Raw genomic sequence first — 14,692 nt, 5'->3', positions numbered from 1 at the left:
AGTATCGCCATTTTAGGTTTCAAACCTTGAAGGTTAAGTTAGAAAGGGCGCACGGTGGATGCCTTGGCACTAGGAGCCGATGAAGGACGGGACTAACACCGATATGCTTCGGGGAGCTGTAAGTAAGCGTTGATCCGGAGATTTCCGAATGGGGAAACCCCCTATCCGTAATGGGATAGGATCCTAGCCTGAATCCATAGGGTTAGGAGGGCAGACCCGGGGAACTGAAACATCTAAGTACCCGGAGGAAGAGAAAGCAAACGCGATTCCCTGAGTAGCGGCGAGCGAAACGGGAACAGCCCAAACCAGGAGGCTTGCCTCCTGGGGTTGTAGGACACTCAACATGGAGTTACAAAGGAACGGAGTAGACGAAGAGGTCTGGAAAGGCCCGTCAGAGAAGGTAATAACCCTGTAGTCGAAACTTCGTTCCCTCCTGAGTGGATCCTGAGTACGGCGGGACACGTGAAATCCCGTCGGAAGCAGGGAGGACCATCTCCCAAGGCTAAATACTCCCTAGTGACCGATAGTGAACCAGTACCGTGAGGGAAAGGTGAAAAGCACCCCGGGAGGGGAGTGAAAGAGAACCTGAAACCGTGTGCCTACAAGTAGTCAGAGCCCATTCATGGGTGATGGCGTGCCTTTTGTAGAATGAACCGGCGAGTTACGATCACATGCAAGGTTAAGTCGAAGAGACGGAGCCGCAGCGAAAGCAAGTCTGAATAGGGCGAATGAGTATGTGGTCGTAGACCCGAAACCAGGTGATCTACCCATGTCCAGGGTGAAGTCCAGGTAACACTGGATGGAGGCCCGAACCCACGCACGTTGAAAAGTGCGGGGATGAGGTGTGGGTAGCGGAGAAATTCCAATCGAACTTGGAGATAGCTGGTTCTCTCCGAAATAGCTTTAGGGCTAGCCTCAAGTGTGAGAGTCTTGGAGGTAGAGCACTGTTTGGACTAGGGGCCCTCATCGGGTTACCGAATTCAGACAAACTCCGAATGCCAAAGACTTATCCTTGGGAGTCAGACTACGAGTGATAAGATCCGTAGTCAAAAGGGAAACAGCCCAGACCACCAGCTAAGGTCCCAAAGTATACGTTAAGTGGAAAAGGATGTGGAGTTGCTTAGACAACCAGGATGTTGGCTTAGAAGCAGCCACCATTTAAAGAGTGCGTAATAGCTCACTGGTCGAGTGACTCTGCGCCGAAAATGTACCGGGGCTAAACGTATCACCGAAGCTGTGGGTGGACACCGTTTGGTGTCCGCGGTAGGAGAGCGTTCTAAGGGCGTTGAAGCTAGACCGGAAGGACTGGTGGAGCGCTTAGAAGTGAGAATGCCGGTATGAGTAGCGAAAGATGGGTGAGAATCCCATCCACCGAATGCCTAAGGTTTCCTGAGGAAGGCTCGTCCGCTCAGGGTTAGTCGGGACCTAAGCCGAGGCCGAAAGGCGTAGGCGATGGACAACAGGTTGATATTCCTGTACCACCTCTTTTCCGTTTGAGCGATGGGGGGACGCAGGAGGATAGGGCAAGCGCGCTGCTGGATTAGCGCGTCCAAGCAGTTAGGCCGCTAACGAGGCAAATCCCGTTAGCAGAAGGCGGAGCTGTGACGGCGAGGGAAATGTAGTACCGAAGTTCCTGATTCCACACTGCCAAGAAAAGCCTCTAGCGAGGAAAAAGGTGCCCGTACCGCAAACCGACACAGGTAGGCGAGGAGAGAATCCTAAGGTGAGCGAGAGAACTCTCGTTAAGGAACTCGGCAAAATGACCCCGTAACTTCGGGAGAAGGGGTGCTTTTCTGGGTGCATAGCCCGGAAAAGCCGCAGTGAATAGGCCCAGGCGACTGTTTAGCAAAAACACAGGTCTCTGCGAAGCCGCAAGGCGAAGTATAGGGGCTGACGCCTGCCCGGTGCTGGAAGGTTAAGAGGAGGGGTTAGCTAAAAGCGAAGCTCTGAATCGAAGCCCCAGTAAACGGCGGCCGTAACTATAACGGTCCTAAGGTAGCGAAATTCCTTGTCGGGTAAGTTCCGACCCGCACGAAAGGCGTAACGATCTGGGCACTGTCTCAACGAGAGACTCGGTGAAATTATAGTACCTGTGAAGATGCAGGTTACCCGCGACAGGACGGAAAGACCCCGTGGAGCTTTACTGCAGCCTGATATTGAATTTTGGTACAGCTTGTACAGGATAGGTAGGAGCCTGAGAAGCCGGAGCGCCAGCTTCGGTGGAGGCGTCGGTGGGATACTACCCTGGCTGTATTGAAATTCTAACCCGCGCCCCTGATCGGGGCGGGAGACAGTGTCAGGTGGGCAGTTTGACTGGGGCGGTCGCCTCCTAAAAAGTAACGGAGGCGCCCAAAGGTTCCCTCAGAATGGTTGGAAATCATTCGCAGAGTGTAAAGGCATAAGGGAGCTTGACTGCGAGACCTACAAGTCGAGCAGGGACGAAAGTCGGGCTTAGTGATCCGGTGGTTCCGCATGGAAGGGCCATCGCTCAACGGATAAAAGCTACCCCGGGGATAACAGGCTTATCTCCCCCAAGAGTCCACATCGACGGGGAGGTTTGGCACCTCGATGTCGGCTCATCGCATCCTGGGGCTGTAGTCGGTCCCAAGGGTTGGGCTGTTCGCCCATTAAAGCGGTACGCGAGCTGGGTTCAGAACGTCGTGAGACAGTTCGGTCCCTATCCGTCGCGGGCGCAGGAAATTTGAGAGGAGCTGTCCTTAGTACGAGAGGACCGGGATGGACGCACCGCTGGTGTACCAGTTGTCTTGCCAAAGGCATAGCTGGGTAGCTATGTGCGGACGGGATAAGTGCTGAAAGCATCTAAGCATGAAGCCCCCCTCAAGATGAGATTTCCCATAGCGTCAAGCTAGTAAGATCCCTGAAAGATGATCAGGTTGATAGGTCTGAGGTGGAAGCGTGGCGACACGTGGAGCTGACAGATACTAATCGATCGAGGACTTAACCAAATTAAAAAGCGGAAGAAGTCCGCAAATGATACTCTTCGTTCTTCATGCTTCTTCATAACATTATCTAGTTTTGAGAGAATGAAATTTCCTCTTGAAAAAATCAAAAAAGGCATTATAATAAATTATGTCTTTGCTTGCTTAGCCTGGTGGCGATGGCGAGAAGGTCACACCCGTTCCCATACCGAACACGGAAGTTAAGCTTCTCAGCGCCGATGGTAGTTGGGGCATTGCCCCTGCGAGAGTAGGACGCTGCCAGGCTTTTTAAAACGGAGGATTAGCTCAGCTGGGAGAGCACCTGCCTTACAAGCAGGGGGTCGGCGGTTCGATCCCGTCATCCTCCACCATACAATTTATGGACAAGTTATTTAATGCCGGTGTAGCTCAATTGGCAGAGCAACTGACTTGTAATCAGTAGGTTGGGGGTTCGATTCCTCTCGCCGGCACCAGATTCACATTTAAACTATCTGAGACGGGGCATAATTGAACCAATGGTGAGCCTTATTCTTAGATATAAATTGAAACAAGAGCCATTAGCTCAGTCGGTAGAGCATCTGACTTTTAATCAGAGGGTCGGAGGTTCGAATCCTCCATGGCTCACCATTAAAATTTAGCGGGTGTGGCGGAATTGGCAGACGCACCAGACTTAGGATCTGGCGCCGCAAGGCGTGGGGGTTCGACTCCCTTCACCCGCACTTAAGATTATGGTATGCGGAAGTAGTTCAGTGGTAGAACACCACCTTGCCAAGGTGGGGGTCGCGGGTTCGAGTCCCGTCTTCCGCTCCATTATGCCGGGGTGGCGGAACTGGCAGACGCACAGGACTTAAAATCCTGCGGTAGGTGACTACCGTACCGGTTCGATTCCGGTCCTCGGCACCATTAAGTATCTTAAAAATGCGCCCGTAGCTCAATTGGATAGAGCGTCTGACTACGGATCAGAAGGTTATGGGTTCGACTCCTGTCGGGCGCGCCATTATATTCGGGAAGTAGCTCAGCTTGGTAGAGCACATGGTTTGGGACCATGGGGTCGCAGGTTCGAATCCTGTCTTCCCGACCATTTAAACATGAGGGGCCTTAGCTCAGCTGGGAGAGCGCCTGCTTTGCACGCAGGAGGTCAGCGGTTCGATCCCGCTAGGCTCCACCATCATATAAGATATATTTTTGGCGGCGTAGCTCAGCTGGCTAGAGCGTACGGTTCATACCCGTGAGGTCGGGGGTTCGATCCCCTCCGCCGCTACCAAATAGAGGACCTTTAGCTCAGCTGGTTAGAGCAGACGGCTCATAACCGTCCGGTCGTAGGTTCGAGTCCTACAAGGTCCACCATCTTAAAATGGAGGAATACCCAAGTCTGGCTGAAGGGATCGGTCTTGAAAACCGACAGGGGTGTCAAAGCCCGCGGGGGTTCGAATCCCTCTTCCTCCGCCATATTACTTTAAATATTACTATCGCGGGGTGGAGCAGTCCGGTAGCTCGTCGGGCTCATAACCCGAAGGTCGCAGGTTCAAATCCTGCCCCCGCAATCTGGGTCCCGTAGTGTAGCGGTTAACATGCCTGCCTGTCACGCAGGAGATCGCGGGTTCGATTCCCGTCGGGACCGCCATATAATAAGTAATAATAAGTATGGCTCGGTAGCTCAGTCGGTAGAGCAAAGGACTGAAAATCCTTGTGTCGGCGGTTCGATTCCGTCCCGAGCCACCATTTTGAGCCGTTAACTGCTTTTACTTTTTCATGATGGCGGCTATGGCGAAGTGGTTAACGCATCGGATTGTGGCTCCGACATTCGTGGGTTCGATTCCCACTAGTCGCCCCATCAATAAACGAAATATGCGGGTGTAGTTTAGTGGTAAAACCACAGCCTTCCAAGCTGTTGTCGTGGGTTCGATTCCCATCACCCGCTCCAAAATGGGCCTATAGCTCAGCTGGTTAGAGCGCACGCCTGATAAGCGTGAGGTCGATGGTTCAAGTCCATTTAGGCCCACCATTCCGCAGTAGCTCAGTGGTAGAGCATTCGGCTGTTAACCGAACGGTCGTAGGTTCGAATCCTACCTGCGGAGCCATCTGGAGAAGTACTCAAGTGGCTGAAGAGGACGGTTTGCTAAACCGTTAGGTCGCAAATATGCGGCGCGCGGGTTCGAATCCCGCCTTCTCCACCATATAATTGAATAAGGCCCGTTGGTCAAGTGGTTAAGACACCGCCCTTTCACGGCGGTAACACGGGTTCGAATCCCGTACGGGTCATATGAAAAAAGCTGTTGACGTTGTGTTAACAGCTTTTTTCATTTTATAGCTTATTTTTGTTATTAATCAATCAGCCGATCATCTTTTTTCCGCAAAGGTCTGCTCGGGTTTTCTAAATCAAAGTCTGAAAATATTCCTGTATAAGGGCCGCGAAATTGATCCCCGATTGCCAGAATTTTGCCGTCTGGAGCTTCGAAAAAAGGTTTTATTTCTTCTGGATGTTCCTGCATTAATTTTTTTTCTTCCTCGTTTGTCATATAAATTATTATTCTCTTTTCAGTAAACGTTTTGTTTTATTAGCTTATTTTGTCTCGATGTGTAAAAAAATATGCCGAAACATAGCGATATTGGAAATGATGTGCCGAATCTTTACAAAACACTGAAGTTATTGTCAAAAAATTTAATAATATTTTACAAGGAATTTTTTTTCATAACTCGAATATAATCAGGAAAGTAAGTGAAATATGAATAGGATGGAGAAACAGATGAAAATAAATACGTTTTTACCTACAGATTATCAAATCCATTTATTTCACGAAGGCACGTTGTATGAAAGTTATCGGTTGTTTGGGGCACATCTTGTTAGAGTGAACGAAAAAATTTGGACAAGGTTTTGTGTCTGGGCTCCAAACGCTGAAACTATCAGATTAGTCGGCGAATTTAATAATTGGAATGGAGAAGGGTATACCTTTCATAGAGTAAATAAGGAAGGTATTTGGATGCTCTTAGTGGAGGAAAACTTGGAAGGTTGTATGTATAAGTATGAAATATTTACTAAAAATGGAGAAAGGTTTTTAAAATCTGATCCGTTTGCTTTTTATTCGGAACTTAGGCCAAACACCGCATCGATTGTTTATTCCCTTGAAGGATTTACATGGAACGATCATGAATGGAAGCTAAAGAAAACGAAAAAACCGGTCTATTCAGAGCCAGTTATGATTTACGAGGTACACGCAGGATCGTGGAAAAAGAAAAAAGATGGAAGTTTTTATACATATCGAGAATTGGCTGCTGATCTGATCCCTTATGTGCGGGAGCATGGATATACACATATAGAATTGCTCCCACTTGTCGAACACCCGCTTGACGACTCATGGGGTTACCAAGGAACTGGGTATTTTTCAGTAACAAGCAGATATGGAACTCCTCATGATTTCATGTATTTTGTAGATCAGTGCCACCAGAATGACATTGGCGTCATTCTTGATTGGGTGCCCGGCCATTTTTGCAAAGACGGCCATGGACTTTATCGGTTTGATGGGACCCATCTGTATGAATATCAAAATAGTCATGACCGTGAAAATCCGGTCTGGGGTACTGCAAATTTTGATCTTGGGAAAACGGAAGTTCAAAGTTTTCTTATTTCGAATGCTTTGTTTTGGATTGATTATTTTCATATAGACGGTTTTCGGGTTGATGCTGTGGCCAATATCATTTATTGGCCGAATTCAGAAGGAAATCATGCCAATCCTTATGGCATCGGCTTTCTAAAAAAATTAAATAAAGTGATCTTTCAATACGATCCAACCATCCTTATGATTGCAGAGGATTCAACAGATTGGCCGCAGGTGACTGCTCCCGTTCATTACGGCGGCCTTGGATTTAACTACAAATGGAATATGGGCTGGATGAATGACATTTTGGAATACATGGAGACTCCTTCTGAATATAGGTCTTCTAAACACAATAAAGTAACCTTTTCGCTTCTTTATGCTTTTTCCGAAAACTTTATTTTGCCGTTTTCCCATGATGAAGTTGTCCATGGAAAAAAATCTTTGCTGGATAAAATGCCGGGGAATTACTGGCAGAAATTTGCCCAATTGCGTTTGTTGCTAGGGTACATGGTTTGCCACCCTGGAAAAAAGCTTTTGTTTATGGGATCAGAACTCGGCCAGTTTTCGGAATGGAAAGACAAAGAACAGCTAGATTGGAATTTGCTTGATTATGACATGCATAAGAAGATGAATTCGTATGTAAAAGAGCTTATTCATATTTATAAACGCTCTAAGCCATTATATCAACTTGACCACATGAGCGAAGGGTTTGAATGGATCGACGTAAACAATTATCAGCAATCTATTTTTTCGTTTATCCGTCGAGGAAAAAATTTAGAAGAGTTCCTCGTAATTGTGTGTAATTTTACGCATCAAACCTACCACAATTACAAAATAGGTGTACCTAAGGAAGGAAAATACAGGGAAATTCTTAATAGTGACATGGATATCTTTGGCGGTTCAGGCTGCGTAAACAAAAAGGTTTTGAAAGCTGTGAAGGAAGAATTTCATGGTAAGCCATATTCATTGGAAATGACGATCCCGCCATTTGGAATTTCAATATTGCGTCCAGTTAAACAACGAAAGGAGAGGAATCGAAATGGCAAAAAAGAAGTGCGTAGCTATGCTATTAGCAGGAGGGAAAGGGAGCAGGCTTAGTGCACTGACAAAAAACCTTGCCAAACCTGCTGTTCCGTTTGGGGGCAAATATAGGATCATTGATTTTACACTCAGTAATTGCACAAACTCCGGAATTGATACCGTGGGTGTACTTACTCAATATCAGCCTCTTGTTTTAAATTCCTATATTGGGATTGGAAGTGCATGGGACCTCGACAGGAGAAACGGAGGGGTTACTATATTGCCCCCTTACAGTGAATCATCGGAGGTGAAGTGGTACACAGGAACTGCAAGCGCTATTTACCAAAATTTGAATTATTTAGATCAATATGAACCTGAATACGTTCTGATTCTTTCAGGCGATCACATTTATAAAATGAATTACGAATTAATGCTTGAATATCATATTGAAAAAGGGGCAGACGTATCTATTTCAGTTATAGAGGTTCCCTGGGCCGAAGCCAGCAGATTTGGCATTATGAATACTAGTGAAGATATGAGAATCATAGAGTTTGAAGAAAAACCGCAAATGCCAAAAAATAATTTAGCCTCAATGGGAATTTATATTTTTAATTGGAATATTTTAAAGGAATTTTTGGAAATGGATAGCCGTAATCCTGAGTCAACACATGATTTCGGCAAAGATGTGATTCCTTTGTTGCTTGAAGAAAAAAAGAAGCTGTATGCTTATCCGTTCAAGGGCTATTGGAAGGATGTCGGGACAGTTAAGAGCCTGTGGGAAGCCAACATGGATTTGCTTGATGAAGAATGTGAACTTAATTTGTTTGATTATTCATGGTGCATCTATTCGATCAACCCGAATCAACCGCCGCAATATATTTCTCCCGAAGCAGACGTAACTGAATCATTAATAAACGAAGGCTGCACCATTGAAGGAGAAGTGGAAAAATCAGTTGTATTCCAGGGGGTAACAGTTGAAAAGGGAGCCGTCGTTCGGGAATCTGTCGTCATGCCAGATGCTGTTATTGGTAAAAATGCCTATGTTGAAAAAGCGATCGTTCCTTCAAATGTTCGAGTGCCGGATGGAATGGTTATTCGCCCGAATGATAGAAGCGATGAAATTGTTCTTGTGACAGATGAGCTCTTAAATGGAATTTATTCGTAAGTAAAATCATAATCGGGAGGGACTTCCATTTGAAAAAAAGACTACTCGGTGTAATTGATGCTACAACTTATTATGAACAATTAGAAGAATTAATTGTCAAACGGTCGCTTGCAGCGATACCAATTGCCGGGCGTTACCGCCTTATCGACTTTGTATTGTCGAACATGGTGAATTCTGAAATTGAAAGTGTCGCGATTTTTCCTAAATTTCAGTACAGGTCGTTAATGGACCATTTGGGATCGGGTAAAAACTGGGATTTAAATCGAAAGCGAGACGGGTTGTTCTTTTTCCCTTCCCCGGCTTTGGATGGGCCAAGAAACGGAATCGGGTCTTTTTATCACTTTGCGGAAAACATTGATTATTTTTACCGCAGCAGGCAAGAGTATGCACTGATTGCAAACTGTTATACAGTATTTAACATGGATTTTCGCCCTGTTTTAGATTGGCATATCAACAGCGGATGTGATATTACGGAGATTTACCATGAAGGAAAGTCGCTTGAAATGTATTTAGTTAAGACATCACTGCTTATCGATTTGATTGAATCTTATGAGAAAACGAGATATACATGCATGAGAGATGTCGTAACGGATATCCATCATTCTTATAATATATGCAGCTATGAGTATAAAGGTTTTGCCGTCATGATTGATTCAATAGAAAAGTATTATTCAGCCAATATGAGCATTCTCGAACCTGCGATTTGGAAACAGCTTTTTCTCAAAGAGCGTCCCATTTATACAAAAGTGAAAGATGAACCCCCGACAAGGTATTTAAAGGGAGCGGACGTAAAGAACTCGATGATCGCAAACGGATGCTTAATAGAGGGCAAAGTAGAAAATAGCATTATTTTCAGAGGTGTAAAAATTGGAAAAAATACAATCATAAAAAATAGTATTATTATGCAAAAATGTGAGATTGGCGATAATTGTGTGTTAGACTCCGTTATTTTAGACAAGGATGTTAAGGTGGAAGAGGGCACCGTTTTGGAGGGTAATGCTTCATCACCATATATTATTAGCAAAGGTACTGTACAAGGGGTGTTGATGAACTCGTGAAAGTCCTGTTTATTGTTTCCGAATGTGTTCCTTTTGTAAAATCGGGAGGGCTTGCCGATGTTGCGGGATCCTTGCCGAAGGAATTGAAAAAGCTTGGAACGGATGTCCGTGTCATTTTGCCGAAGTACGGCACGATTTCGGAAGATTGGAAAAATAATTTGAAGAAAATAGCTGAATTCAGAGTGCAGGTTGGCTGGAGAAACCAGTACTGTGGGATTGAACAACTTACTTTAGATGGTGTTACATTTTATTTTGTCGATAACGAATATTATTTTAACCGGGACCGTTTATATGGCTTTTTTGATGATGGCGAACGATTTGCGTATTTTAATAGGGCAGTGCTCGAAAGTTTAGTTCATATAGATTTTGAACCTGATATATTGCATTGCCACGATTGGCATACGGGAATGGTTCCGTTTCTGCTTCGGGTCGATTATCGTCATCGAAAAAGATACGTTCCAATAAAGACGGTGTTTACGATTCACAATTTACAGTTCCAGGGCATTTTTCCGAAAGAAATTCTTGGAGATTTGCTTAATTTAAGCGAAAAATTCTTTAACAGTGAACAACTCGAGTTTTATGGAAATGTAAATTTCATGAAAGGTGCACTTGTTGCTTCTGACAAAATTACTACGGTAAGTCCGACATATATGCAGGAAATTCAGACTCCGTACTTTGGTGAAAAGTTAGACGGCCTCTTAAGAAAGCGCAGAAAAGATTTGCAAGGAATTTTGAATGGAATTGATGAGCGGTTTTATAATCCTGAAAAAGATCCATTCATTTTTGCCCCATATCATAAAAATGATATAAGCGGTAAAACGGAAAATAAGAAACGTATTCAAGAATTATTTGGCTTAAGACAGGAAGCGGATACACCTATTATCGCGATGATAACAAGACTGACGAAGCAAAAAGGGTTGGATCTTGTAAAATGCGTTTTTCATGAACTGATGGCGGAAAATCTTCAGATGATTGTCCTTGGAACGGGCGAGGATGAGTTCGAAAACTTTTTCCGAGAAATGGCTTATCATTATCCAGAAAAATTCAAAGTGTATATCGGTTTCAATGAAGAACTTGCTCATCAAATATATGCAGGCTCCGATTTGTTTTTAATGCCATCGAAATTTGAACCATGCGGTCTTGGACAGCTGATCGCCATGAAATATGGATCGATTCCAATTGTACGAGAAACCGGAGGATTAAATGATACAGTCGTATCCTATCGGGAAGATAATGGTGAAGGGAATGGATTTTCTTTTTCCAATTTTAACGCGCACGATATGTTGTATACGATTAGGAGGGCGCTGCAGTTTTATAAGGATGACAACGTTTGGAAAAAGCTTGTCAAACGAGCTATGGGGTTGGATTACAGTTGGGCGCAATCCGCTTTCAAGTATAACAGCCTTTATGCTGAACTGATCTCAAGGAGTGAAAGCCATGTTTACTAGTAAGGAAGAATTTAAAAAAGCATTTTTACAGAGGCTTGAGATGATGTTTGGCAAAAGCTTTCAGGACAGCACAAGACGGGAACACTTTCAGACACTTGGCAATATGATTCGTGAATATATCAGCTCAGATTGGATTAAGACAAATGAACAATACCGCGCTTCCGGTGAGAAGCAAGTATATTACTTATCAATAGAGTTTTTATTAGGGCGATTGCTCCGGAATAATTTAATGAACCTGGGAATTGAGAATATTGTTTATGAAGGTTTATACGATCTTGGAATCGATTTGGCTGAAGTGGAAGAGGCCGAGGCTGATGCGGGTCTTGGAAACGGCGGGCTAGGCCGACTAGCAGCTTGCTTTCTCGATTCGCTGGCGACATTAAATCTTCCCGGACATGGTTTTGGAATTCGATATAAACATGGCCTATTTGAGCAAAAGATAGTTGATGGATATCAGGTGGAACTCCCCGAGCATTGGCTCAGGCATGGGAATGTTTGGGAAGTGCGAAGAGCCGATTTAGCGGTTCAGGTTCCGTTTTGGGGCAAAGTTGAGGCTGTTTCAGAAGATGGATGTTTACAATTCCGCCATATCAATACGGAAACAGTTACGGCTGTTCCGTATGATCTGCCGATTGTCGGCTATAAGACAAAGACTGTTAATACTTTGAGATTGTGGAGTGCACAGCCTTCACCGTACCCGGTAAATAAAGATGTTTTAAAATATAAAAGGGAAACAGAGTCTATTTCTGAGTTTTTGTATCCTGATGATACCCATGATGAAGGAAAAATTCTTCGATTAAAACAGCAATACTTTCTTGTTTCTGCCAGCATTCAATCAATTATTCGTTCCTATCTTTCAACGCATAGTAGTTTGCTAGATTTCCATAAACATGTCAGCATTCATATAAACGATACCCACCCTGCTCTTGCCATTCCTGAATTGATGAGAATCTTGCTTGATGAGGAAAAAATGGGCTGGGACGAAGCGTGGAACATAACGAAAAACACAATTTCATATACAAACCATACAACTTTATCAGAAGCACTTGAGAAGTGGCCGATTCGTATCTTTCAGCCATTGCTCCCGCGTATTTTTATGATTGTTGATGAGATAAACGAACGTTTTTGCAAGGAACTTTGGGACCGCTATCCTGGTGATTGGGAAAGAATTGAAAAGATGGCTATTGTTGCTCACGGTGAAGTGAGAATGGCCCATTTGGCACTTGCCGGCTGTTATAGTGTAAATGGTGTTGCCAGACTTCATACTGATATTCTTAAAAAACGTGAAATGAATCTTTTTTATGAGGTCTTTCCTGATAAATTTAATAACAAAACAAATGGAATCTCCCACAGAAGGTGGTTGTTAAAGTCAAATCCTGGGCTAGCAAAACTAATTTCGGAAACGATCGGAACATCGTGGATAGATTCACCGGCCCAATTGGAGAGACTCATAGAGTTCCGCGATGATCCGGCGTTTTTGAAAAAGCTTTCATCGATTAAAAAAGAGAACAAAAACAGTTTGGCAGCAATAATAAAAGAGAAGACAGGAGTTACTGTCGATCCAAGTTCAATTTTTGATGTCCATGTAAAAAGACTGCATGCTTATAAGCGCCAGCTTTTGAACATTCTTCATATTATGCATTTATACAACCGGATAAAAGAAGATTCAAGTTTCAGTATATACCCGAGGACGTTCATTTTTGGTGCAAAAGCGTCACCGGGGTATTATTATGCCAAAAAGATCATAAAGCTAATTAATTCAGTTGCCGATATAATTAACAACGATCCTGATCTAAATGATCAGTTAAAGGTCATTTTCCTTGAGAATTATCGGGTATCGCTTGCAGAAGAAATCTTTCCTGCTGCTGATATTAGCGAACAAATTTCAACAGCAAGCAAAGAAGCTTCAGGAACGGGCAACATGAAGTTTATGATGAATGGAGCGATTACAGTTGGAACTTTAGATGGTGCAAACATCGAGATTATGGAAAAAGTCGGAGAGGAAAACATTTTTATCTTTGGATTAACGGCTGATGAAGTTCTTCATTATTACCAGCATGGGGGTTATAATGCTAGAGATTACTATCACCACGATTATCGAATCCATCAGGTGCTTGATTCTTTAGTGAACGGATTTTTCCCGGATGCCGAAGGCGAATTCGAAGCAATATACGATTCATTGATCATGCAAAATGACCAGTATTTTGTACTTCGGGATTTTGCTTCGTATGTCGATATTCAACAGAAAGCAGGCGAGGCCTTTGAAGATCAAGACAGATGGCTGAAGATGAGTTTAATGAACATCGCAAAATCAGGTCATTTTTCAAGTGATCGAACGATTGCGGAATATGCAAATGATATTTGGAAAATCAAGGCCACAAACCCAATGATAAATTCGTAAAACACTGTGAAGGGTTGTAATAACAGGGCTGACTCTTTGATTTTGAGTCAGCCTCGTTTTTTAAAAAAATATTATAGAAAGTAGCCTAAAAATAAGCCAATGGATAATAAAAGTCCAAAGATTGTATTTGTCTGTGCTGTCGCTTTCATGGCTGGCATCATCTGGACAGGAGCTGTTTTTCCAAGAAACCCTTTTGTCGCTTTGATCGCTTTAGGGGCACTTAAAATGACAATCATTGTCCATATTGAAGCTTTTTCGGTAATAATTAGCCCAAAGACCCATCCGTAGGCAAAAATAAACATACAGGCGAGCAGGTAAATGGCTTTTTTCCGTCCAAGTAAAATGGCCAGAGTTTTGCGGCCGAATTCTTTATCCCCATCTAAATCTCGTATATTATTAGCAAGCAGTATTGCCCCGACGAGAATGGTAATTGGAATGGCTATAAGAACACTTGTACTGGTAATTGTTCCGGTTTGTATATAAAAGGATATTAAAATAATCAATAGCCCCATAAAAAATCCTGCTGTAATTTCTCCAAATGGTGTATAGGCGATTGGGAAAGGGCCACCTGTATATAAATAGCCAGCAGCCATACAAACAAGACCGATCGCAGCAAGCCACCAGCTGCTGTTCATGCATATATAGACACCTAAAAGCAATGAAATTCCATAAAGTCCTAAAGCTATGGCCATTACGGTGCTGGGATGGATTCCATGGCGCACAATGGCTCCCCCGATTCCAACGGATTGCTCGTTATCCAGGCCTCTCTTAAAATCATAATACTCATTAAACATATTTGTTGCTGCCTGGATCAGAAGGCTTGCCAAGAGCATTGCAAAAAACAAGCCAAGGTGGATATCGGTTAATTGAATCGCAAGCGCTGTTCCAAGCAAAACCGGAACAAACCCAGCGGTCAATGTATGCGGGCGGGTTAATTGCCACCAAATTCTCCAGTTTTGTTTCTCAACTGCAGGCGAAGAACTTGACTGCATTTGTGATTGCATAGTTCTGTCTCTCCCTTAGTAAAGTAATTGATATAAACTTTTTAATTTTAGCGGAAAAAGA

General features: G+C 43.8%; 7 protein-coding genes, 21 tRNA genes and 2 rRNA genes. 28 read left to right on the top strand and 2 right to left on the bottom strand.

What is annotated here, in order from left to right; translation table 11 throughout:
* Positions 1 to 31 precede the first annotated feature (31 nt).
* From BMMGA3_RS13390 to BMMGA3_RS13280, 23 genes are all read left to right on the top strand, one after another.
* Positions 32 to 2,966, top strand: a 23S ribosomal RNA gene (locus BMMGA3_RS13390).
* Between the two features lie 142 nt (positions 2,967 to 3,108).
* Positions 3,109 to 3,224, top strand: a 5S ribosomal RNA gene (rrf, locus tag BMMGA3_RS13385).
* A 10-nt stretch (positions 3,225 to 3,234) separates the two neighbouring features.
* A tRNA-Val gene (locus tag BMMGA3_RS13380) sits at positions 3,235 to 3,310 on the top strand.
* A gap of 26 nt (positions 3,311 to 3,336) precedes the next feature.
* Positions 3,337 to 3,412 (top strand) — tRNA-Thr (locus BMMGA3_RS13375).
* A 78-nt stretch (positions 3,413 to 3,490) separates the two neighbouring features.
* Positions 3,491 to 3,566 (top strand) — tRNA-Lys (locus BMMGA3_RS13370).
* 10 nt (positions 3,567 to 3,576) lie between these two features.
* Positions 3,577 to 3,658: transfer RNA gene (locus BMMGA3_RS13365), tRNA-Leu, on the top strand.
* Positions 3,659 to 3,674: 16 nt separating this feature from the next.
* Positions 3,675 to 3,749, top strand: a tRNA-Gly gene (locus tag BMMGA3_RS13360).
* A gap of 4 nt (positions 3,750 to 3,753) precedes the next feature.
* A tRNA-Leu gene (locus BMMGA3_RS13355) sits at positions 3,754 to 3,842 on the top strand.
* A gap of 17 nt (positions 3,843 to 3,859) precedes the next feature.
* Positions 3,860 to 3,936 (top strand) — tRNA-Arg (locus BMMGA3_RS13350).
* A gap of 7 nt (positions 3,937 to 3,943) precedes the next feature.
* Positions 3,944 to 4,020 (top strand) — tRNA-Pro (locus BMMGA3_RS13345).
* A gap of 11 nt (positions 4,021 to 4,031) precedes the next feature.
* Positions 4,032 to 4,107 (top strand) — tRNA-Ala (locus BMMGA3_RS13340).
* Positions 4,108 to 4,126: 19 nt separating this feature from the next.
* Positions 4,127 to 4,203, top strand: a tRNA-Met gene (locus tag BMMGA3_RS13335).
* A gap of 6 nt (positions 4,204 to 4,209) precedes the next feature.
* Positions 4,210 to 4,286 (top strand) — tRNA-Ile (locus BMMGA3_RS13330).
* A 9-nt stretch (positions 4,287 to 4,295) separates the two neighbouring features.
* Positions 4,296 to 4,388: transfer RNA gene (locus tag BMMGA3_RS13325), tRNA-Ser, on the top strand.
* A 21-nt stretch (positions 4,389 to 4,409) separates the two neighbouring features.
* Positions 4,410 to 4,483: transfer RNA gene (locus BMMGA3_RS13320), tRNA-Met, on the top strand.
* A gap of 4 nt (positions 4,484 to 4,487) precedes the next feature.
* Positions 4,488 to 4,563: transfer RNA gene (locus tag BMMGA3_RS13315), tRNA-Asp, on the top strand.
* A gap of 22 nt (positions 4,564 to 4,585) precedes the next feature.
* Positions 4,586 to 4,661 (top strand) — tRNA-Phe (locus tag BMMGA3_RS13310).
* Positions 4,662 to 4,697: 36 nt separating this feature from the next.
* Positions 4,698 to 4,773, top strand: a tRNA-His gene (locus BMMGA3_RS13305).
* Positions 4,774 to 4,789: 16 nt separating this feature from the next.
* Positions 4,790 to 4,863: transfer RNA gene (locus tag BMMGA3_RS13300), tRNA-Gly, on the top strand.
* A gap of 4 nt (positions 4,864 to 4,867) precedes the next feature.
* Positions 4,868 to 4,944 (top strand) — tRNA-Ile (locus BMMGA3_RS13295).
* 1 nt (position 4,945) lies between these two features.
* Positions 4,946 to 5,020: transfer RNA gene (locus BMMGA3_RS13290), tRNA-Asn, on the top strand.
* Between the two features lie 3 nt (positions 5,021 to 5,023).
* A tRNA-Ser gene (locus BMMGA3_RS13285) sits at positions 5,024 to 5,116 on the top strand.
* A 13-nt stretch (positions 5,117 to 5,129) separates the two neighbouring features.
* Positions 5,130 to 5,201, top strand: a tRNA-Glu gene (locus tag BMMGA3_RS13280).
* Between the two features lie 62 nt (positions 5,202 to 5,263).
* Here BMMGA3_RS13280 and BMMGA3_RS13275 read toward each other — a convergent pair.
* Positions 5,264 to 5,458 (bottom strand): hypothetical protein, encoded by a 195-nt coding sequence (locus BMMGA3_RS13275; protein ID WP_003347215.1) that lies wholly within the window; start codon positions 5,456 to 5,458, stop codon positions 5,264 to 5,266.
* Between the two features lie 228 nt (positions 5,459 to 5,686).
* Between BMMGA3_RS13275 and glgB the strand changes: the two genes are divergently transcribed.
* Genes glgB through BMMGA3_RS13250 form a run of 5 tightly spaced genes read left to right on the top strand, consistent with a single transcriptional unit; the run spans position 5,687 to position 13,627 of the window.
* Complete coding sequence (gene glgB, locus BMMGA3_RS13270; protein WP_003347217.1) at positions 5,687 to 7,633, top strand: 1,4-alpha-glucan branching protein GlgB; 1,947 nt, start codon at positions 5,687 to 5,689, stop codon at positions 7,631 to 7,633.
* Positions 7,575 to 8,720, top strand: a complete 1,146-nt coding sequence (locus BMMGA3_RS13265) for a glucose-1-phosphate adenylyltransferase (protein WP_003347219.1) — start codon at positions 7,575 to 7,577, stop codon at positions 8,718 to 8,720. Before glgB ends, BMMGA3_RS13265 begins: the two co-directional genes overlap by 59 nt.
* Before the next feature lie 29 nt (positions 8,721 to 8,749).
* The gene (locus BMMGA3_RS13260; RefSeq protein ID WP_003347221.1) at positions 8,750 to 9,778 is read left to right on the top strand and encodes a GlgC family sugar phosphate nucleotidyltransferase; all 1,029 of its coding nucleotides are present in this window, start codon (positions 8,750 to 8,752) and stop codon (positions 9,776 to 9,778) included.
* Positions 9,775 to 11,226 (top strand): glycogen synthase GlgA, encoded by a 1,452-nt coding sequence (gene glgA, locus BMMGA3_RS13255; RefSeq protein WP_003347223.1) that lies wholly within the window; start codon positions 9,775 to 9,777, stop codon positions 11,224 to 11,226. Before BMMGA3_RS13260 ends, glgA begins: the two co-directional genes overlap by 4 nt.
* Positions 11,216 to 13,627: a glycogen/starch/alpha-glucan phosphorylase gene (locus BMMGA3_RS13250; protein ID WP_003347224.1), complete on the top strand. Its 2,412-nt coding sequence runs from the start codon at positions 11,216 to 11,218 to the stop codon at positions 13,625 to 13,627. Before glgA ends, BMMGA3_RS13250 begins: the two co-directional genes overlap by 11 nt.
* 71 nt (positions 13,628 to 13,698) lie before the next feature.
* Here BMMGA3_RS13250 and BMMGA3_RS13245 read toward each other — a convergent pair whose 3' ends face one another.
* On the bottom strand, positions 13,699 to 14,631 hold the full coding sequence (locus tag BMMGA3_RS13245; protein ID WP_003347225.1) for a 1,4-dihydroxy-2-naphthoate polyprenyltransferase: 933 nt from the start codon (positions 14,629 to 14,631) through the stop codon (positions 13,699 to 13,701).
* Positions 14,632 to 14,692: the final 61 nt, after the last annotated feature.

This window comes from Bacillus methanolicus MGA3 (genome assembly GCF_000724485.1).
GTDB lineage: Bacteria > Bacillota > Bacilli > Bacillales > Cytobacillaceae > Bacillus_Z > Bacillus_Z methanolicus_A.
Note: the sequence above shows the minus strand (reverse complement) of the source record. Positions and strands in the feature narration are given on the sequence as shown.